The sequence below is a fragment of the Thiomonas bhubaneswarensis genome (assembly GCF_001418255.1).
Taxonomy (GTDB): domain Bacteria; phylum Pseudomonadota; class Gammaproteobacteria; order Burkholderiales; family Burkholderiaceae_C; genus Thiomonas; species Thiomonas bhubaneswarensis.
Window position 1 is genome coordinate 428,509 of record NZ_LIPV01000001.1, and the last position, 20,617, is coordinate 449,125.

General features: G+C 67.2%; 14 protein-coding genes. 5 read left to right on the forward strand and 9 right to left on the reverse strand.

The window, feature by feature from the left end:
• Positions 1–147: 147 nt before the first annotated feature.
• A complete protein-coding gene (glnE, locus tag ASC45_RS02080; RefSeq protein WP_055449355.1) occupies positions 148–2,904 on the reverse strand; it encodes a bifunctional [glutamate--ammonia ligase]-adenylyl-L-tyrosine phosphorylase/[glutamate--ammonia-ligase] adenylyltransferase in 2,757 nt (918 codons plus the stop codon).
• A 215-nt stretch (positions 2,905–3,119) separates the two neighbouring features.
• Between glnE and ASC45_RS02085 the strand changes: the two genes are divergently transcribed.
• Positions 3,120–7,328: a YhdP family phospholipid transporter gene (locus tag ASC45_RS02085; protein WP_055449356.1), complete on the forward strand. Its 4,209-nt coding sequence runs from the start codon at positions 3,120–3,122 to the stop codon at positions 7,326–7,328.
• A 39-nt stretch (positions 7,329–7,367) separates the two neighbouring features.
• On the forward strand, positions 7,368–8,171 hold the full coding sequence (locus tag ASC45_RS02090; RefSeq protein ID WP_055449357.1) for a carbon-nitrogen hydrolase family protein: 804 nt from the start codon (positions 7,368–7,370) through the stop codon (positions 8,169–8,171).
• 48 nt (positions 8,172–8,219) lie between these two features.
• Here the strand turns inward: ASC45_RS02090 and ASC45_RS02095 are convergent, their stop codons facing one another.
• The 5 genes from ASC45_RS02095 to ASC45_RS02115 all read right to left on the reverse strand — a co-directional run bounded on the left by ASC45_RS02095 (position 8,220) and on the right by ASC45_RS02115 (position 12,105).
• Complete coding sequence (locus tag ASC45_RS02095) at positions 8,220–8,426, reverse strand: hypothetical protein (RefSeq protein WP_055449358.1); 207 nt, start codon at positions 8,424–8,426, stop codon at positions 8,220–8,222.
• A gap of 83 nt (positions 8,427–8,509) precedes the next feature.
• Positions 8,510–8,824, reverse strand: a complete 315-nt coding sequence (locus tag ASC45_RS02100) for a plasmid mobilization protein (protein WP_055449359.1) — start codon at positions 8,822–8,824, stop codon at positions 8,510–8,512.
• 50 nt (positions 8,825–8,874) lie between these two features.
• Complete coding sequence (locus ASC45_RS02105; RefSeq protein ID WP_055449360.1) at positions 8,875–10,278, reverse strand: aminopeptidase P N-terminal domain-containing protein; 1,404 nt, start codon at positions 10,276–10,278, stop codon at positions 8,875–8,877.
• A 78-nt stretch (positions 10,279–10,356) separates the two neighbouring features.
• A complete protein-coding gene (murU, locus tag ASC45_RS02110) occupies positions 10,357–11,043 on the reverse strand; it encodes an N-acetylmuramate alpha-1-phosphate uridylyltransferase MurU (protein WP_082454202.1) in 687 nt (228 codons plus the stop codon).
• Positions 11,044–11,076: 33 nt separating this feature from the next.
• Complete coding sequence (locus ASC45_RS02115) at positions 11,077–12,105, reverse strand: aminoglycoside phosphotransferase family protein (RefSeq protein ID WP_055449362.1); 1,029 nt, start codon at positions 12,103–12,105, stop codon at positions 11,077–11,079.
• Positions 12,106–12,289: 184 nt separating this feature from the next.
• On the opposite strand from ASC45_RS02115, the gene ASC45_RS02120 reads away from it, so the two are divergent.
• Genes ASC45_RS02120 through rsmA form a run of 3 tightly spaced genes read left to right on the forward strand, consistent with a single transcriptional unit; the run spans position 12,290 to position 16,793 of the window.
• On the forward strand, positions 12,290–14,548 hold the full coding sequence (locus ASC45_RS02120; RefSeq protein WP_245609914.1) for an LPS-assembly protein LptD: 2,259 nt from the start codon (positions 12,290–12,292) through the stop codon (positions 14,546–14,548).
• Entirely contained in the window at positions 14,541–15,956 is a 1,416-nt protein-coding gene (locus ASC45_RS02125; RefSeq protein ID WP_055449364.1) for a peptidylprolyl isomerase, read from the forward strand. Before ASC45_RS02120 ends, ASC45_RS02125 begins: the two co-directional genes overlap by 8 nt.
• 27 nt (positions 15,957–15,983) lie before the next feature.
• Positions 15,984–16,793 (forward strand): 16S rRNA (adenine(1518)-N(6)/adenine(1519)-N(6))-dimethyltransferase RsmA, encoded by an 810-nt coding sequence (rsmA, locus tag ASC45_RS02130; protein ID WP_055449365.1) that lies wholly within the window; start codon positions 15,984–15,986, stop codon positions 16,791–16,793.
• Positions 16,794–16,986: 193 nt separating this feature from the next.
• Here rsmA and ASC45_RS02135 read toward each other — a convergent pair whose 3' ends face one another.
• From ASC45_RS02135 to ASC45_RS02140, 3 genes are all read right to left on the reverse strand, one after another.
• Positions 16,987–17,433 carry a barstar family protein gene (locus ASC45_RS02135; protein ID WP_055449366.1) on the reverse strand — a complete coding sequence of 149 codons (447 nt, stop codon included), beginning with the start codon at positions 17,431–17,433 and terminating at the stop codon, positions 16,987–16,989.
• Positions 17,396–17,836, reverse strand: coding sequence for a guanyl-specific ribonuclease (locus ASC45_RS15395; protein ID WP_072242944.1), 441 nt, complete (start codon positions 17,834–17,836; stop codon positions 17,396–17,398). The genes ASC45_RS02135 and ASC45_RS15395 overlap by 38 nt, the downstream gene beginning before the upstream one ends.
• 389 nt (positions 17,837–18,225) lie before the next feature.
• A complete protein-coding gene (locus ASC45_RS02140; RefSeq protein ID WP_055449367.1) occupies positions 18,226–20,514 on the reverse strand; it encodes an NADP-dependent malic enzyme in 2,289 nt (762 codons plus the stop codon).
• Positions 20,515–20,617: the final 103 nt, after the last annotated feature.

Below are 20,617 nucleotides of genomic sequence, written 5' to 3' on the forward strand. Positions count from 1 at the left end.
ATCAGACCCAGGGCCGATGACGGGTACCTATGCTATTGGCCGTCTTAGGTAAGGAAAATTGATAAATTCTGTTCTTCAGTTCATCAAATCTAAACTTATGGATCGAGTGCTGCCACGTGCGGCGCCTGCGCGCAGGCTGCAGCGCGCTCAAACGTCAGCTTGCTGGGCTTGTTCGGCCGCACCGACCTGCTCGGCCTCCGCGCCGAACACGGCCAGAGTGAGCGCACGCACCGCGGCGCGTTCGGGCTGCAGACTGTCGGGCGGCACGCGGGCGGCCTCGGCGCCGGCCAGCCGTTCCCGGTGCTGGATGCGTCGCAGCTCGCGATAGGCATCGGCTGCAGGTCGGCCCACGCCCGCGGGCAGCAGGCCCAGGGCTTCGGCCATGCCGAGCAGGGCGATGTTGCCCAGATCGGCGGTGAGCTGCGGGTAGTCGGCGGCGTGGGCCAGCACCAGAAACTGCACCGCGAACTCCACGTCGACCATGCCGCCTGGGTCGTGTTTGACGTCGAACAGCCCGCTGCGGTTGGGGTGGCCGTCGGCCACTTTCTGTCGCATGGCGAGGATTTCGGTGCGCAGCGCGTCCCCATCGCGCCGGGTGGTCAGCACGGCGGTACGGATGGCCTCGAAACGCGCGCCGATGGCCAGATCGCCCGCGCAGCAGCGCGCCCGGGTGAGCGCCTGATGCTCCCAGGTCCAGGCGGTGTTGCTGCCCCGGCCGCGCTGGTAGGCCTCGAAGGCCTCCAGGCTGGTGACCAGCAGCCCGGCGTTGCCGTTGGGCCGCAGCCGGGTGTCGATCTCGAACAGGCGACCGGCGGCGGTGTGCGCGGTCAGCCACCACACCAGCTTGCGGGCGAAGGTGGCGTAGATGTCCTGGGCATCGTCGGCCTTGTCGTCGTAAAGAAAGACGATGTCGAGATCGCTGCCGTAGCCCAACTCCTTGCCGCCGAGCTTTCCGTAGGCGATGACGGCAAATGCCGGCTGTTCGCGGTGTTTTTGCGGCAGTTCCCGCCAGCACCACTCCAGCGCGAGCTGCACGGTGGCATCGGCCAGGGCGGAGAGTTCATCGGCCACCTGCTCGACCTTGATGAGCCCGGCCAGATCGCGCGACAGGGTGCGGAACATCTCGGCGTGAAAACCGTGCCGCAGCAGGTCCATGCCTTCGCCGGCATCCCAGCGGCCCGCGTCGAGCGCGCGCTGGTGCTGTTGCAGAAGACCCTGCCGGTAGTCCTCGGCGTTGAAGCGCTCGCTGGGCGGCGTGATCAGCTCATCGACGACGGCCGGATGGCGCTTGATGTAGTCGGCGGCCCAGGCCGAAGATTCCAGCACCGTGCACAGCCGGGAGAGGGCCGCGGGCTGTTCGGCAAAAAAGGCCAGATAGGTTTCGCGGCGGCCGATGGCTTCGAGCAGGTCGATGACCCGGCTCAGGCAGATCTCCGCCGTGGGTCGTTCGGCCGCCATGCCGATGGTGCGGTCGAGCACGCGCAACAGCCGCAGCCGACCCACATCGCTCAGCGCGGTGTAGCGCGGCGAGGTTTCGAGCGCCTTGAGCCGCGCGACGATGGCATCGTGCGCCAAGCCCGCCTTGGCCAGCCGGTGCCGCACCGCGTCCAGGTTTTCCGGCGGCTTGCTGCAGCCGGTGCACTGCGGGCCGTTGTGCAGCAGCGCATCGAACTCGCTGGCGACGAACTCGCGCACGCTGTCGAGCTCGCGCAGCAGCTTGCAGCCCTTGGGGCAGGCGCCACGCCGCTGTGCGTCGTCATCGACGAAGCCCATGGCCCAGGCCAGGGCGTGCAGGTCGGCGTCATCGGCGGGCAGGCTGTGAGTCTGGGCGTCGTCGAGATACTGGATGCGGTGCTCCAGGCGTCGCAGAAACCGGTAGCTCGATGCCAGCCTTTCTGCCGCGTCGGCCTGCAACAGCCCCTGCGCCACGAGCAGTTTCAGCGCAGGCAACGTGGCGCGCTCGCGGATCTGCGGCATGCGCCCGCCACGCACCACCTGCAGGAGCTGCACGGTGAACTCGATTTCGCGGATGCCGCCGCGCCCCAGCTTGACGTCGTTGGCCTTGTCGGGCCGGGCGGCGGCGCGCTTGGTCGCCTCCGCCCGGATCTGCCGGTGCAGGGCGCGCAGGGCTTCGAGCATGCCGAAGTCGAGATAGCGGCGCCAGACGAAAGGCTCGACCACCGCCGCCAGACTCTGTTCTGCCCGCTGCGCCTGCGGCGTCTGCAGCGGCGACACCACGCGCGACTTGAGCCAGGCAAACCGCTCCCACTCGCGGCCCTGCACCAGAAAATACTCTTCGAGCATCGCCAGGCTGACCACCGGGGGGCCGCTGTCGCCGTTGGGGCGCAGCCGCGTGTCCACCCGGAACACGAAGCCGTCGCCGGTGACGTCGGACAGCAGCGGCACGAAGGCGCGCACCACGCGGCCGAAATACTCCCGATTGCTCAGACCGACGGCACCGTCGGTCTTGCCATCGTCGTCGTAGACGAAGACCAGGTCGATGTCGGACGAGACGTTGAGTTCGCGGCCGCCGAGCTTGCCCATGCCCACCACCAGAAACTGCGCCTCGTCGCCGCTGGCGGTGCGTGGCACGCCGAAACGCGCCTGCATCTCGGTCTGCACCGCGCGCAGACCGAAGGCCACCGCGCTCTCGGCGAGGTCGCTGATGCCGGTGCAGACCGCCTCCAGCGGCGATCCGGACAGATCGGCCTCGATCAGCCGCAGCATCAGCGCGTTGCGCACCCGGCGCAGCGCGGTGGGCAGCGCCGCGCCCTGCCGCGTCAGCGTGGCGACGGCGGCATCGAGTTCATCCCGGGTTGGAATGCCGGGCGACCAGCAGGCCAGCACATCGTCGAAACGACCGACATGGCGACGATAAAAACGGGAAAACTGCGGCAACTCCATCGGATGCGTCCGGCAACTGCGTTGGGGGCGGAGCATATTCCAGCCTCCACGAAGCTGCACCGAGGCTGACGAGTGTCCGAGGGCCAGACGCAGGATTGCACGACGCGCTTCAGCCTGGGCTTGCGCCAGCGCCCGTGCAGGGCAAAGCGGCGCCTCATGGACCATCTGGGTTGACTACCATCGCCCCGTCGATTGGTCCGCCTGAGCCGCATCCCTTGTCTCTGCTCCATCTTTCGCTGCGCGCCGCCACCCGCATCTGGGAGGCGGCTGTCATCCTCGTGCTCACGGTGTATTTCGTGCTCGGCGCGGGTCTGCTGACGCTGCGTTATGCCGTGCTGCCCAACGCGCAGGAGTTCAGGCCCTGGGTTGAGCAGGCCAGCAGCCAGGCGTTGGGGCTGCCGGTGCATATCGGGAAAATCAAGACCGAGTGGCACGGCCTGATGCCGCAATTCGCGCTGCACGATGTGCGCATCGACGGCCCGCAGGGACAGCCGGCCCTGCAGTTCGCCGAGGTCAGCGCGGCGCCTTCGTGGAAAAGCCTCACCCGGCTCACCCTCACCTTCGAGCAGTTGGTGATCCGCGGCGCCGATCTGACGGTGACGCGCCCGGACGCCAGCCATCTGGAGGTGGGCGGCATTCGCTTTGCTCTGTCAGGGTCGGGCAAGAACGACGCCGCGCAGCAGTTCGCCGACTGGCTGTTCAGCCAGGACGAGATCCTGATTCTCGACAGCCGCCTGACCTGGGTGAACGCCGCACGGCACGCGCAGCCCTTGCCGCTCACCCAGGTCAACCTCTTGCTGCGGAACTCACTGGTGACGCACCGCGCCGCGCTCACCGCCGAGCCGCCAGCGGGTTTCGGCGGTCGCATCGATCTGCGCGCCAGTTTCACTCAGCCGCTTTTTCTGCGCCACACCGCCGACTTCGCGCGCTGGAAGGGCACGCTTTACGGCGAAGTGACCGGCGTCGATCTGGCCGCGCTGCAACCGCAGCTTCCCCTGACCCTGCCCGCCCAGACGCAGACGGGGCGCGGCTCGGTGCGGGCCTGGGCGCAGTTCGACCAGGGCGCGCCGACCGCCTTCACCGCCGATCTGGCGCTGCGAGACATCGCGGTTCAACTCGCCCCGCAGCAAACCGCCGAGGCCCTGCGCCCGGTGGCGCTGCTGCCCCCCATCGCGCTCGACACCCTCTCCACCCGCATGACTTGGGCGCCGCTGCCCGGAGGGGAGAAGGCCAGCTTGCAGCATCTGCAGTTCCGCAACGTCCAGGGCCAGTCACTTGCTCCTGTCAGCGTGGACTGGCAATGGCAGCACCCGCCGGGGCAGGCCGCGCAGGGCCGTCTGCAGACAGGCGCGCTCGATCTCGGCGCCCTCGCCGCAGTGGCGCAGCGTCTGCCGCTGCCTGCGCTGTGGCAGGCCCGGCTGACCGCGCTGCAGCCGCAGGGCCGCATCGATCGATTCGAGGCTCAAGCCAGTTGGCCCAAGGGCGTGGCGCCTGCTGGAATGCCGCCGACCTTCAGCGTGCAGGCGCAGTTTGCCGACCTACGCTGGAACAGCCCCGCGGGCGCAGGCGAGAGCATTCCCCCCGCCGATCCCCATCACCTGATCGAGCGCGGCAAGGCCGCCGCGAAAGCGCTGCAACTTCCAGCCGATCTGCCGGGCGTGGGCGGTCTGTCGGGCACGCTCAGCGCAACCCAAGCGGGCGGCCAGGCACAGATTCACCTCACCAGCCTCGATCTGCCGCTGGTCTATGCCCCGGCCAGACTGGGGTTCGACACCTTGTCAGCCGATCTCGCCTGGAAGCGCGACAGAGCCGGGCAGTGGCAGGTCAGCACCCGGCGCTTCGATTTCGCCAATGCCGACGCGGCCGGAAGCGCCATCCTGACCTGGCGCAGCGCGCCCCGCGGCCTGGGCAGCATCGATCTGAAGGGCCAGCTCACCCGGGCCGACGCCCGCGCGGTGTGGCGCTACCTGCCCATCGACATTCCGCTGCACACCCGCGACTATCTGCGCAGCGCGATTGCCGCGGGCAATGCGCGCAAGGTCGATTTCTCGGTTCAGGGTCGGCTCGAAAACTTCCCCTTTGACACACCGGCCAAGGGGGGCACCTTCGAGGTGAACGCCCAAATCGAAAACGGGGTGTTCAATTACGCGCCCCGCGGCCTGTTGCCGCCGGGACAGACCGCCAGCGCCGAGAGCGTGCACGCCAACGCCGAGTGGCCCGAGTTCACCCAGATCAGCGGCGATCTGCGGGTGACCTCGCACAGCCTGGAAGTGCGCAATGCTTCGGCGCGAGCTTTCGGTGCGCGCATCAGCGGGGTCAACGGCAGCCTGCCGAGCTTCCACGACGGCGTGCTCAGCATCAGCGGCAAGGCTCAGGCACCGGCAACCGATGCCCTGCGCTACCTGGTCGAGAGTCCGATCAACCGACGGCTCGGCGGCGTGTTCGATGGCGTTCAGGCGCAGGGGCCGGTGGCGCTGGACATCGCCCTCGCCCTGCCCCTCGACCATCTCGACGACACCACCCTCAAAGGGCTGGCGACCCTGCAGGGGGTGGATGTGACATGGAGCCGCGATCTGCCGCAGTTCAACAAGGTGCGCGGCACGGTGGCGTTCGACCACCAAGGGTTCGACCTGGCGCTGAACGCACCCAACGTGCTCGGCGGCCCCGTCACCCTGCGCGGCGGCCAGAAGACGGGAGAGCCCTTGCAGTTGCAGGCCAGCGGCAGCTTCAGCAGCACCGGGCTGCGCGGCACCCGGGCCGACTGGATGCAGACCCTCGGCAAGGTGCTGCGAGGTCAGGCGCCCTACTCCCTGACCATCATCCAGCCTCGTGGCGCACCGGAGGCGACGCTGGAACTGCGCAGCAATCTGGTGGGCGCCGCCATCGATCTACCGCCGCCGCTGGGCAAGCCCGCCAGTGCCCCCGAGTCGCTGCTCTACACCCGCACGCCGCTGCCCCAGACCGCGGGCAGCGCAGGTCGGCGCCAGGTGGTGCAGATCGACCTAGGCGGACTGGCCCGTGCGCGCTACGTGCTCGAAGAACCGCAGGCTGCGGCAACCCCCGGCGCGAGCGCCGATTTCCGCGTCATCAGCGGCGGGCTGGCCATCGGCCCTCAGGCCGCGCTGCCGCAGCCCACGCAATCGGTGCAGGCCAATGTCAAGCTGCCGGTGCTCGATGTCGATGCCTGGGATGCCGCCCTCAAGCCCCTGCTCGACAGCGGCAACTCGGCCGCCCCGTCGCCCCCCCTGCTCGCCGCCTCGGCGGATGGCCGCGGGCTCACCGGTCTGCTGCCCACCACGGCGGCGCTCGACATCGGCCGCCTGACGCTGATGGGCCGGGTGATCGAGCAGGTGGTGGTCGGCGGTCATCGCAGCGGCGATCTGCTGCAGGCCAACGTGAACTCGCGCCAACTCTCGGGCTACATCGGCTGGCAGATCGGCCAGGGCAACAGCCCCGGCACGCTCAGCGCGAGGCTGGCCCGACTGGAGTTGCCCAAGTCGAGCGACTCGGATGTCGAGCACCTGCTCAGCCAGCAGCCCAGCAGCATCCCGGCGCTGGACATCGTGGCCGACGACGTCGATCTGCACGGCCACCGCTTCTCGCATCTTGAGGTGCAGGCAGTCAACCGCGGGCGGGTGGATGGCAGCAAGCAGTGGCAGCTCACCCATTTCGAGCTCGCCACCCCGGACAATGTGCTCACCGGCAGCGGCACCTGGTCCACCGTGGGCTCGCAGTTGACCGAGCCCGGCAGCGCCGAAGCCGCCTCGCCCGCGCGACGCACGAGCATGCAGTTCAAGCTCGCCATCGGCGACGCCGGCAACCTGCTGGCCACGCTGGGCAAACCCGGCCTGCTCAAAGGGGGCAAAGGCGAGATCACCGGCAATCTGGCTTGGCTGGGCTCGCCTTTGAGCCTCGATTTCCCGAGCATGATCGGGCAGTTCAAGCTGCAGCTCGGCAGCGGCCAGTTCCTCAAGGCCGATCCCGGCATCGCCAAGCTGCTGGGCGTGCTCAGCCTGCAAAGCCTGCCGCGCCGCTTCACCCTCGATTTCCGCGATCTGTTCGCGTCGGGCTTCGCCTTCGACAAGGTCGATGCCGACGTCGGCGTGGACAGCGGCATTGCCAGCACGCGCGATTTCCGCATGAGCGGGGTCTCGGCCACGGTGCGCATCGAGGGCCAGACCAACCTCGCGACCGAAACCCAGAACCTGCGCGTGGTCGTGGTGCCCAATATCAATGCGGGCGCCGCCTCGCTCGCCTACGCGCTGGTGAACCCCGTCGTCGGCCTGGGCACCTTCCTGGCGCAATACATCGCCCGCGAGCCCCTGGCGCGGGCCTTCACCCATGTGTACGACATCACCGGCACCTGGGTCACCCCCATCGTCAGCGAGGTTTCGCTCGACAGTCCCAAGCCTGCAGCACCCTGACGTAAGCTGAAAGGATTGATAGCCTCACCGCACCGCACCATGAAAATCGCCGCCCTCCAGATGGTCTCCGGCACGTCCGTCGCCGCCAACCTGCAACGCGCCGAAGGCCTGCTGGCCCAGGCTGCAGCGCAAGGTGCGCGCCTGGCCGTGCTGCCCGAATATTTCTGCCTCATGGGCCAGAGCGACGCTGACAAGGTGCGGGTGCGCGAAAAACCTGGCAGCGGCCCGATCCAGGACTTTCTCGCCGACGCCGCCCGCCGCCACGGACTGTGGGTGGTCGGCGGCACCCTGCCGCTGGAAAGCCCCGACCCGAATCGCGTGCTCAACTCCACGCTGGTGTTCAACCCCGCAGGGGAACTGGCCGCCCGCTACGACAAGATGCACCTGTTCGCCTTCCAGCGCGGCACCGAGCGCTATGCCGAGGCCGACAGCATCACCCCCGGCACCCAGGCCGTGGCCTTCGACTGCGAAGGTCTGCGCATCGGCCTGACCATCTGCTACGACCTGCGCTTTCCCGAGCTGTTCCGGGCGCTGTCCAACCCCGCGCCCTGCGACCTCTATCTCCTGCCCGCCGCCTTCACCCACACCACTGGCGAGAAACATTGGGAAGTGCTGCTGCGCGCCCGCGCCATCGAGAACCTGGCCTATGTGCTCGGCAGCGCGCAGGGCGGCGTACACGAAAACGGCCGCCGCACCTGGGGCCACAGCATGATCGTCGACCCCTGGGGCGAGGTGCTGGCGATGCAGGCCGAGGGCGAAGCCGTGGTCACCGCGACACTGGATCGCGACCGCATCGCCAGACACCGCGAAAGCCTGCCCGCGCTGGGGCATCGGGTGGTGTGAACGGAATGTCCGTATCCCTCCAGGAGCACTGACTCGGCAGCGCCGATTTCACTCGCGGGTTTTGTGTTCGATGCGCCGCGGGCCGTTGCGTGTGGCCAGGCCGATTTCAAGGGCGGTTTCCAGGCGGATGACGCGCTCGGTGAGCTGTTCGATCTTCTGCTGCTGGGTGACCACGGTGCCGGCGAGGCGTTCGATCTTGTCGTTCATCTTGATCACGGTGGTGAGCGCGTCCCACAGTTTCTCGGTCACGCCCATGTCAGTTCCGCCCGGCCGTTCCGAAGGTACTGACGCCCCCCTCGGGGGGTAACGCGCGCAGCAAGTGAGGGGGCTGTTTCATCTCAGGCTCCTGCGGTGCGGCGCTTGCGCGCGGAGGCCGCCGCCGGATGCGACGGGTCAAGCCGGGCCAGACGCTGCTCGGAGGCGGCAACGGCCTGCAGCGCGGCGTCGAGGGCGCGGTTGGCGCGTTCGGCGCTGAGCCGGATCTGCTCGGCCACCGCGTCGAACGCCCCAGCGTCCTGCGTGGGATCGTAGGCTGCTGCGGCGCGGCGAAGATACTCGCCCATGGACAGGCCCGCAGCTTCGGCCGCGCGGGCAATGCGCGCCTTTTGCTCGGCGGTCACGAGGATGGGAATGCGTTCGGTGACGACGGCCATGAAGTTCCTCCTGCCGCCCGTCGCGGGCGGTCTGGGCATCATAGGCCGCCTCAGCGCATCACCGCTTCGATGTCGGCCACGGTCTTGGGGGCCGCGGCGGTGAGCACCTCGCAGGGCTGACCACCGCCGCGCACGGCGATGTCGTCTTCGATGCGGATGCCGATGCTGTGGAAAGCGGCGGGCAGGTCGTCGGCCGCGCGCACGTACAGCCCCGGCTCGATGGTGAGCACCATGGACTCGCGCAGGATGCGCGCCGGGCGCTTGCGGGTGCCGTCGGGCTGGATTTCGAGCGCCGCATCGGGTTCGGCGTAGTCGCCGCAATCGTGCACGTCCATGCCCATCCAGTGGCTAGTACGGTGCATGTAAAAGCGCTTGTAGGCGCCGGTGGCGATGACGGCATCCACATCCGGCGCCGTGTCGCGCGGGATCAGGCCATGATCGAGCAGGCCCTGCGCCAGCACGCGCAAGGCGGCATCGTGCGGATCGGTGAAACGGGCGCCTTCGACGCTGGCGTCGAGCGCCGCCGCTTGCGCGGCCAGCACCACGTCGTAGAGCGCACGTTGCGCTCCGGTGAAGCGGCCGTCGGCCGGGAAGGTGCGGGTGATGTCGCTGGCGTAGCCGTCGAGTTCGCAGGCTGCGTCGATCAGCACCAGGTCGCCACCCCGCACGGGGGCATCGCTGGCGCGATAGTGCAGCACGCAGGCATTGGCGCCGGCAGCCACGATGGAGCCGTAGGCGGGTGCTTGCGACCCGCCCTGGCGGAAGGCGTGCAGCAGCTCGGCCTCGAGGTGATACTCGCGCAGCCCCTGCTGAGGCGGCTGCCGCAGACCGCGGCTGCTGGCCTGCATGGCGCGAATGTGCGCCTGCGCGGAAATGGCCGAGGCGCGACGGATCACGTCGAGCTCGTAGGCGTCCTTGAACAGCCGCATTTCGTCGAGGATGGCGCACAGATCGTGCTGCGAGCGCGGCGCAGTCACGCCGGTTCTGGCCTGGGCCCGTACCGCAGCGAGCCAGCGCTCCACCTGCGTCTCCAGCCCGGCATGCACGGCAAAGGGCCACCACACGGCGGGCTGGTCGGCCAGCAGCCTGGGCATTTCGGCGTCGAGGCTGTTGATGGACAGGGCGGCGTCGAAGCCGAACGCTTCGCGCGCGGCCTCTGGGCCCCAGCGGAAACCGTCCCAGATTTCGCGTTCCACGTCCTTGTCGCGGCAGAACAGCACGCTGCGGCTGCTGCCGTCGGCCCCTACCTGCAGCGCCAGCAGGCTGTGCGGTTCGGTGAAGCCGGTGAGGTAGTAGAAATAGCTGTCGTGGCGGTAGGGATAGTCGGCGTCGCGGTTGCGCATGGCCTCCGGCGCGGTGGGCAGCAGGGCCACGCCGCCGCCTGCGGCAGCGAGTTGGCGCACGACTTCCGCGCGGCGCGTGGCGCAGCGGACGAGCAAGGTGGAATCGGGCATGGGAAGGCGATTGAGGATCAATAGGCTAGGGCCTGTTAACGCTACGGGTGCACCCATAGCGTTAACAGGCCCTAAAGCCTAGTCCACCGCACGCAATTGCGCATCCAGCGCGGCCAGTTGCTCGGGGGTGCCGACGTTGTGCCAGATGCCGCTGAAGACCTCGCCGCTCACCCGCCCGGCATCGACCGCGCAGTAGAGCCAGGGAAAGAGCTTCCACGCCTGCGCCCGGGGCTGGCCGGCGAACAGCGCGGGGTGGAACACGCCGATATTGCCGTAGTTCAGCCGCTCGCCCTCGCGCCTGATGCGGCCTTGGGCGTCCAGCGCCATATCGCCGTCCGGGTTGTGCTCGGGGTTGGGCGTGAGGACGAGATGCGCCACGGTGCGCTGCGGATCGGCGGCGATGGCCCGCGCCACGGGCTGCAGCCGGGCGCAGTCGAAAGAGGTGTAGATGTCGCCGCTGACCACTAGAAAAGGTGCGTCGCCGAGCAAGGAAAGCGCGGTGGCGATGCCGCCGCCGGTCTCATACGCATCGGCGGGCTCGGGCGAGTAGCGCAGGCGCACGCCCCAGGTGCCGCCATCGCCTAAAGCGGCGGGAATCTGCTCGCCCAGCCAGCCGGTGTTGATGACAATGTCACGCCAGCCGCCTGCGGCCAGGCGTTCGATCTGCCAGACGATGAGCGGCTTGCCACCCACGGCGAGCAAGGGCTTGGGCGTGGCGTCGGTCAAGGGCCGCATGCGCTGGCCGCGCCCGGCGGCGAGAATCATGGCGCGCATCGGGAGGTTCAGATGCGTGCCGCTTCAGAAGGTGTAGCCCACTAGCGGACTGCGCTGCTCGATCTGGTCGAGCAGTTGCAGCAGCGGCTTGAAGGCGCCGTAGCGCGCTGCCACCAGCCGGGTGTGGGCAAGCACCACGGGCAGGTCGCCCAGGTATTGCGCCTTGCCGTCGCGGTGGTGCAACCTGGCGAAGATGCCCAGCACCTTGAGCGCGCGCTGCAGCCCCATCCAGTCGAGGTCACGGTAGAAGTCGGCGGCGTCGGGCGCCACCGGCAGCCCAGCCTTGCGGGCGCGCTCCCAGTAGCGGATGGCCCAGTCGAGCTGCTGCTCCTCGGGCCAGGCGATGTAGGCGTCGCGCAGCAGCGAGACCAGGTCGTAGGTGATGGGGCCGATCACCGCGTCCTGAAAATCGAGCACGCCAGGGTTGCGCTCGGGGGTGAGCATGAGGTTGCGGCTGTGCCAGTCGCGGTGCACCAGCACCTGCGGCTGCGCCAGGTTGTTGGCGACGAGCAGGGCGAAGATGCGCTGCAGCGAGGCCTGCTGCGCCTCGGTCAGGACATGGCCGTGATGCTGGCGCACGAACCACTCCGGGAACAGATCGAGCTCGCGTTGCAGCAGCGCCGCGTCATAGGCGGGCACCACGCCCGCGCCGGTTATGCCCTGGAGGGTGACCAGCGCGCCGAGCGCGTCGCGCATCAGGCCGTCGGCACGCTCGGGCTCGGCGGTGATCGCCTGCAGATAGGTGGTCTGACCCAGATCGGTGAGCAGCAGAAAACCTTGCTCCACGTCCTGCTCCAGCACCTGTGGCACATGCACGCCACCCGCGGCCAGCAGGCCTGCGATGGTGACGAAGGGACGCACGTTTTCCTTCGGCGGCGGCGCGTCCATGACGATCAGCGCGCCCTGACCTGCCTGGACGCGAAAGTAGCGGCGGAAGCTGGCATCGCTCGACGCGGGCTGCAGGCTCTCTGGCTGAAGATGATGCGTCGGCGCGACGCTCTGCAGCCAATGCTGCAAGGCCTGCATGCGGGCGGTGGGATCGGGTTTGAGCATGGCTAGGGCAACGGCGGGGCAGGGAAGATGCCCTACCTATAATCCGCGAACATTTTAGGCATCGCTGCGCGCGGCCTGCCGCCGGCTCCGGTGCTGCGGTCGTGCGGCGCCGAACCGCCCGCATGCGCCCGCCCCCGATCCGAGTCCCGTGCCTTTGTCCCCATCGCTTCGCCATTCGCCTCGCTTGAGCCCGCTCGCATGGGCGCTGGCGCTCGCGCTGGGGTGGACGGCACCGGCGCAGGCGCAAACGCCCGATGCCACCGTGTCTGCCCCGCTGCAGCTCACCCCCAGCCTGGACTTGCTGCAGCACCTGCCCGAAGAGGCGCAGGCATTCGAACCGGTCTTCGTCATCGCCGACAGGATCACGGGCCAGAACAACATTTACGTCCACGCCAGCGGCGATGTGCAACTGCGCAAGCACAGCGTGGTGATCAAGGCCGATCGGCTGCGGTACTACTTTGTCGAAAACGAGGCGGTGGCCAACGGCGATGTGCGGGTGCTGCGCGATGGCAACCTGTTCACCGGCCCGGCGCTGCGCATGCAGCTCGACACCTACCGCGGCCAGATGCCCGACGCCGACTACTACTTTCGCGTCACCCAGGGCCACGGCCACGCCGACAACATCGACTTTCTCGGCCGCGAACACCTCCAAGCCGACAACGCCACCTACACCACCTGCACCGCCAGCCCGGTCGACTGGTTCGTGCAGGCCACGCATCTCGACCTGAACCTGGCCGACAACACCGGCGTCGCACGCGATGCCCGCGTGGTGTTCAAGGGCGCCACCATCCTGCCGCTGCCCTACGCCAGCTTTCCGCTGAGCGATGCGCGCAAGTCCGGCTGGTTGCCGCCCACGCTGGGCATGGACAGCCGCAACGGCATCGACCTGGCGGTGCCGTACTACTGGAACATCGCGCCGAATTACGACGCCACCCTCACGCCTCGAATCATTCAGCGTCGCGGCTTCATGGGCAGCGTCGCCACGCGCTGGCTGGAACCGTCGTTCTCGGGCCGCAGCCAGTTCGACCTGTTGCCCTCCGACAGCAGCGACAACGGCAACAGCCGCTGGGCCGGCTATGTGCAGCAGAACGGCGGCCTGGGCCACGGCCTGAGCTATGCGCTGAACTACCAGCAGGTCTCCGACGACAACTGGTGGCAGGACTTCGGCGGCGTCAACCCGGTCATCGGCTCCAACCGCACCTTGCCGCAGCAGGGCAGCCTCACCTACAGCCTGCCTCTGGGTTACATGCAGCTCAGCGTGAACCGCTGGCAGACGCTACAGAACGTCGCTGCACCGATCGGCGTGCCGTACAACCAGCAACCGCAGCTCTACACCCATCTGCAGAGTGCGAATTACAGCGGTCTGAGCTGGCAGTTCGACGCGGCGGCGACCCGCTTCACCAACCCCACGGCCATCTCGGGCGACCGGCTCTACCTCAACCCGCAGCTCAGCTATCCGGTCGTGCGGCCGGGCGGATTTGTGACGCCCAAGCTGTCGTTCAACTTCACCCGCTACGTCACCGACACGCCGATGACCGGCGGCGCCACCACCGCCGACCGCACCGTGCCCACCTTCAGCCTCGACAGCGGCCTGGTGTTCGAGCGCTCGACCCAACTGTTCGGCCGCGCCTTGACGCAAACGCTGGAGCCGCGCCTCTACTACGTCTACACGCCTTATCGCAACCAGCAGAACCTGCCGAACTTCGACAGCGCCGACCTCGACCTGAACCTGTCGACCATCTACACCGACAATGTGTTCTCGGGCAATGACCGCATCGCCGACGCCAACAACCTCACCGGCGGCGTCACCTCGCGCCTGCTCGATCCTCAGACCGGCGTCGAGCTCGGGCGGCTCACGCTGGCGCAGCGCGTGCTCTTCAGCCCGCAGCGCGTCACCTTGAGCGGCAGCCCCATTCCCGCCGGGCTGAACGACACCTTCGCGCTGGCCAGCGCCAACCTCTCCGACCACTGGAGCGCGCAGGCCGCGTTGCAATACAACATGCGCCTTCGGCAAAGCCAGCAGATCGCCGCCGGTGCGCGCTGGTCACCCGCGCCCTACAAGACCATCAGCACGAGCTATGTGTATCAGAGCGCGGCGTCGGGCCAGATTCCGCTGCGCTATATCAACACCGCGTGGCAATGGCAGCTCAGCCCACGCTGGTATTCGGTGGGCCAGGCGAACTACAGCATTCTCGACAAACGCCTCAACGACGGCCTGCTGGGTTTCGAGTACGACGGCGGGTGCTGGATCGGCCGCATCGTGCTGCAACGCAATTCGCTCACCCAGGCCACGGCCTACACCCGCATCCTGTTCCAGCTCGAACTCGTCGGCTTTTCCAGGCTGGGCAACAATCCGATTTCGGCGCTCAAGCAGAATATCCCCGGCTACCAGATCCTCAGGCAATCGAACGTGCCGCCAAGCCGCTTCTCGAACTATGAATAAATCCCCTCTGCACCGCACTATCCTGGTCGGCCTTCTGGCCGTCATGGGCGCAAGCGCACAAGCCCAGGGCCTGCGGTCGTCGGGCGGCGGCTCCGGTCTGTCGGCCGCGGCCCCGGCCCTCGGCACGGCACCGCCGATGGCCCCGCCGCCCGCGCTGCCCTCCACCTTCGGCAGTGCCCGCACCAGCGACGGCATCGCCGCGATCGTCGGCAATCAGGTCATCACCGACTACGACCTGCAACTGCGGGTCGAGGCCACGCGGCAGCAGGCCCAGGCGGCAGGCGCCACGCTGCCACCGCCTGCGCAGCTTCGCAACCAGGTGCTCAACCAAATGATCGACGAGCTGGCGCTGGCGCAATACGCCGAGCAGATGGGCATGGGGGTGAGCGCCGACACGCTCGACCGCGCCGTGGCGCAGGTGGCGAGCAACAACAAGATGACCGTGCCCGAGCTGCGCCGCGCCGTCGAGAAAGAGGGCATGGGCTGGACCACTTACCGCGATCAGCTCAAGCGCGAAATTCTCATCAGCCGGGTGCGCGAACGCTCGATGGCGCAGCTGCCCACGATTTCCGAAAGCGAGATCGACGAATTCCTCTCCAAGCAGGATGCGGCGTCGGCCAGCCCGCAGGCTGCCTACGAGATCGCGCAGATCTTCCTGCCCGTGGCCCAGAATGCGAGCCCCGAGCAGGTCGCGGCGGTCAAGCAGAAAATGGACGCCATCGAGGCCCAGCTCAAGGCCGGGGCCGATTTCGCCAAGCTGGCCACCGAGGATTCGCAGGGTGAAGGCGCCAAACAGGGCGGCAACCTGGGCATGCGCCCTGTCGATCGTCTGCCCACGCTGTTCGTCAACACGGTGCGCGACATGCAGCCCGGACAGATCAGCCCGGTCATCCGCAGCGCTGCGGGCTTTCACATCCTCAAGTTGCTTCAGGTCGGCGGCGAGCAGGGCGCGCCGACCACGGCGATGCAAAGCCATGTGCGCGAGATCATGTTGAGCGCATCCACCGAGGCGCAGCGCCTGCGCGCCAAGGCCGAGCTGGGCCAGATCGCGCAGGCCGTGCAGGCGGGCAAGGTGAAATTCAGCGAAAAGGCGAAAGAGCTGTCGCAAGACCCGGCCACCGCCTCCAAGGGCGGCGACCTGGGCTGGGTGCTGGCCGGTCAGCTCGACCCGGTGCTCGACGCCGCGCTTGAGCACCTCAACCCTGGCGACGTGTCCGAACCCATCGTCATGGGCAACAAGGTGGTACTGCTGCAGTTGGTTGACCGCGCCGTGCGTCCGCTCGAGGCGTCGCAAAAACGCGCGCTGGCGCGGGAAATCCTGCAACGCCAGAAGGCGGCCCAGGATTTCGACGAACTGGTGCGCGACGTTCGTGCCCGCACCTATGTGCACATTCCCGAGAATGACTGAAGACGCGGCCTCGCCGGGCGGGTCGGCATGAAACGGCCGTCAGCCCGGCCACGTGGCGCGGCCCAGACCACCCACGTCGCACGCAAGCGCTTCGGTCAGCATTTTCTGATCGACGCGCAGATCATCCACGGCATCGTTGACTGCATCGCCCCAGAGCCTGGTGACCGGCTGGTGGAAATCGGCCCAGGACTGGGCGCCCTGACCTGGGCGCTGCTGGAGCGCGTGCCCCGACTGGCCGCCGTGGAGATCGACCGCGACCTCGCCGCGCGCTGGCGCCAGCAGTCACCCGATCGCGTGGAGCTGATCGAGGCGGATGCGCTCACCTTCGACTTTGCCAGCTTGGGCGCTGACCTGCGCCTGGTCGGCAACCTGCCCTACAACATCTCCACGCCGCTGCTGTTTCACCTGATGGACGTGGCCGACCGGGTGCGCGACCAGCACTTCATGCTGCAAAAGGAAGTGATCGACCGCATGGTGGCAACGCCCGGCGGGCGTGATTTCGGACGTCTGTCGGTGATGCTGCAGTGGCGCTATCACATGGTCAATCTGCTGGACGTGCCGCCGGACTCGTTCGACCCGCCGCCCAAAGTCGATTCAGCCGTCGTGCGCATGACGCCGCTGTCGGGTTCAGCCCTGCAGTGCGTCGATCGCGCCCTGCTCTCCGCGCTGGTGACCGCCGCGTTTTCCCAGCGCCGCAAACTCCTGCGGCATAGCCTGGGCCCCTGGCTGGACCAGCACGGCTACGGCGGTCATTTCGATCTGCAGCGCCGCGCCGAGGAAGTGAGCACTGCCGAATATGTCGCACTGGCGCAGGCCATCCCTGCCGGGCGACCATGAAAAATGGCGCAGAGCCGCGAGGCCATGCGCCATGTTCAACCCATCGAGAGCCTGGATTACGCCACCGGCCACGCAACCGATCACGCCACCAATTGCGCCCAGGCGCCCTCCCAGGGTGTGCAGACCTTCACGGTCTTGACTTTGGGTTCCGGTACCGCTTCGCCCCGCATCTCCTCCCGGCCAGGAGTGCGGGTTACAGAAAAGAATAGAAGACCCTGAAAGCCACACCTCGCTCCGCCCAAAAATCGGCGGCGTCGCGGAACACATCGAGCAAGGTTTCACGCGCCTCCTTGTCGAAGCGCTGGGTTGCGGGCAGTTGCTCCAGCACGACGACGAAACCCGGTTGCGGCCCGCCGCCGTGAACCACGTCGGTCAGGCAGTCGTGCAGCGCATCGAGGTTCTTGCCGAAATGCTTCGGAAACAGAAAGGAGCGTGCAATGGTCTCGAGCACTTCCTGCTTGGTCGTGGCTTCGGAGAGATTGGCGTATAGAAAATGCTGGCCGGTCGTCTCGGCTGCTTCTTGCAGCTGCTCGACTCGGTAAGCCCGGATCGACTGCACGATGTTCGGCCGTACCGATTTGAGCAGCACGGCGGGATCGGCATCAAGGGACGATGCGTCGGAAACTGGCATAGTGATCATGGGTGTAGTAACAGACTTCAGGTTGGCGCTTGGGCCCGCCACAGACGATGCGACGAGCGCCGCGATTTCTGGCGCCCGGTGTCGGAACGGTGTATTCGCGATAAAAACCACGGCGTTTTGAGGGCAAAAGCCGCTCATAGTTTCCAAAAATGACTCCGTCCTTCTCGTATTCAAACGGGCCGCCCCGCTCGATTCGCCGCAGTACATCGCGAGCCTGAACCGGCAGATCGGCTTCCGCAACGACGGGCAACGCCGAGACTCCGGCGGCTTGCCCTGGGGTCTCACGGGCTTGCGCAATGGGCCACGCCGTCATTTCGCCCAGCGCCACGAACGACCCCAGGAGGAGCAGGAGTCCCGTCAGGATGAGGGAGCGCAGCGTGGAGTGAATGCACCGGCGATTCATGCTGCAGCGCGGTTTACGCGCAAAAGGGAACAAATGGACGCAAATGCGTTAAAAATGCAAGCAGACAACCAGGCCAAGACGATGAGACTGGTGCCTTGAAAGTTTGCTGCCGCCTTATTCAATAAGGCAGCAATCGTAGCGAAAGCGCCACGAAAACACAAGGATTCGCCCAATTTTTAAGCAGGTTTTACCGCGCCTGGGAGCCTGTCGGGCTTGGGGCGCGGATAGCGAAAAATGGGCATGCGGATGCCATGTGGCAACGGATTTGCAGCCCCATAGCCCGAGCTATGGGGCAAAAAGCCGCTGCCGCAGGGCGCCTCAGGGCCATTTTGCAGCCCGCGATCCTCAAGCCCGGCAGGCTCCTGTGAGCCTGTCGGGCAGGCAGCCGATCATAGGTTGGCTTCGGCCACAGTCAGCGCGGTCATGTTGACGATGCGGCGCACCGTGCTGGACGCGGTGAGGATGTGCACCGGCTTGGCCGCTCCCAGCAGAATAGGCCCGATGGCGATGTTGTTCCCCGCGGTGGCCTTGAGCAGGTTGTAGGCGATATTGGCTGCATCCAGATCCGGGAAGACCAGCAGATTAGCCTCGCCGCTCAGGGTCGAATCGGCCAGCAGGCTGGCGCGCAGCGCGGGATCGACCGCGGTATCGCCCTGCATTTCTCCGTCGACTTCGAGCTCGGGCTCGCGCTGGCGCAGCAGTGCGAGCGCCTCGCGCATCTTCAGCGCCGAGGGTGCCGTGGACGACCCGAAATTGGAGTGCGACAGCAAGGCCACCTTGGGCGCGATGCCGAAGCGGCGCAGCTCCTGCGCGGCCATGCTGGTGATCTCGGCGATTTCAGCCGCGGTCGGGTCGATGTTCACATGGGTATCGACCAGGGCCACCTGGCGTCCGGGCAGCACCAGCACATTCATCGCCGCATAGACGTTGGCGCCGGGCCGACGGCCGATGACCTGATCGATGTAATGCAGATGAATGTGCGTCTGACCCCAGGTACCGCAGAGCATGCCGTCGGCTTCGCCCTTGTGCAGCATCATCGAACTGATGAGGGTCAGGCGACGGCGCATCTCGATCTTGGCCATGGCCGGCGTGACGCCTTTTCGCCCGGCGAGCTGGTGGTAGCTCTGCCAGAAGTCGCGATAGCGTTCGTCGTGATCGGTGTTGACCACGTCGAAATCTCGCCCTTGCTCCAGCCGCAGGCCGAAGCGCTCGATGCGCTGGGCGATGACCGCCGGGCGCCCCACCAGAATGGGCCGCGCCAGATGCTCATCGACCACCACGCGCACCGCGCGCAGCACCCGTTCGTCCTCGCCCTCGGCATAGACGATGCGCTTCTTGGCTGCCTTCTTGGCCACGCTGAACATCGGCCGCATCAGCGCACCAGACTGATAGACGAACTGCTGCAGGCTGTCGCGGTAGGCGTCCATGTCGGCAATGGGACGCCGCGCCACGCCGCTCCTCGCCGCGGCCTCGGCGACCGCCGGCGCGATCTTGATCATCAGGCGCGGATCGAAGGGCTTGGGAATGAGGTAGTCGGGGCCGAAACGCAGCGGCTCGCCCACATAAGCAGCCGCCACCACGTCGCTTTGCTCGGCCTGGGCCAGTTCGGCAATGGCGTGCACCGCGGCCACTTCCATCTCCGCAGTGATGGTGGTGGCGCCACTGTCGAGCGCCCCCCGGAAAATGTAGGGAAAGCACAGGACGTTGTTGACCTGATTGGGATAGTCGGATCGGCCCGTGGCAATGATGGCATCCGGGCGCACGGCCTTCGCGTCTTCGGGCAGGATTTCGGGATGCGGATTGGCCAGCGCCAGGATGATGGGTTTGTCCGCCATCCGCTGGGCATATTCCGGCTTGAGCACGCCGCCGGCCGAAAGGCCGAGGAACACGTCGGCCCCGTCGATGATCTCGGCCAGGGTGCGGGCCGTCGTCTCCTGGGCGAAGCGGCGCTTGTCGTCGTCCATCAGCTCGGTGCGACCTGCGTACACCACCCCGGCCAGATCGCTGACCCAGATGTTTTCGCGCTTCATGCCCAGATCGACCAGCAGGCTCAGGCAGGCCAGCGCCGCCGCGCCTGCGCCCGAGCACACCAGCTTGACCTGGGCGATGTCCTTGCCCACCACCTTCAGCCCATTGAGAACGGCCGCGCCGACGATGATGGCCGTGCCATGCTGATCGTCGTGAAACACCGGTATGTTCATGCGGGTGCGCAGCTTGCGCTCGACCTCGAAACACTCCGGCGCCTTGATGTCCTCGAGGTTGATTCCGCCGAACGTGGGCTCCAGCGCGGCGATGACCTCGACCAGTTTCGCAGGGTCTTTTTCATTCACCTCGATGTCGAACACATCAATGCCCGCGAACTTCTTGAACAGAACCGCCTTGCCCTCCATCACCGGCTTGGCCGCCAGCGGGCCGATGTCGCCCAGGCCCAGCACCGCCGTGCCGTTGGAAATCACCGCCACGAGGTTGCCGCGCGCGGTGTAGCGAAACACGTCGTCAGGGTTGGCGTGGATCTCCTCGCAGGCCGACGCCACCCCCGGCGAATACGCCAGCGCCAGGTCGCGCTGGTTGGACAACTGCTTGGTGGCGACAACGGCCAGTTTGCCGGGACGTGGAAACTCGTGATACTCGAGCGCGGCCAAGCGCAGCTTGGCCTTGGTGTCTTCTGAGCTGGACATGACTGTCTCCGCCTCGCACGGCCGTTGTGAACGTTTCGCATCTTGTCGCCGCGGGGTATCGATCGATTGTAGGAGCCTGTCGGCACGCCGATATGCGAACATT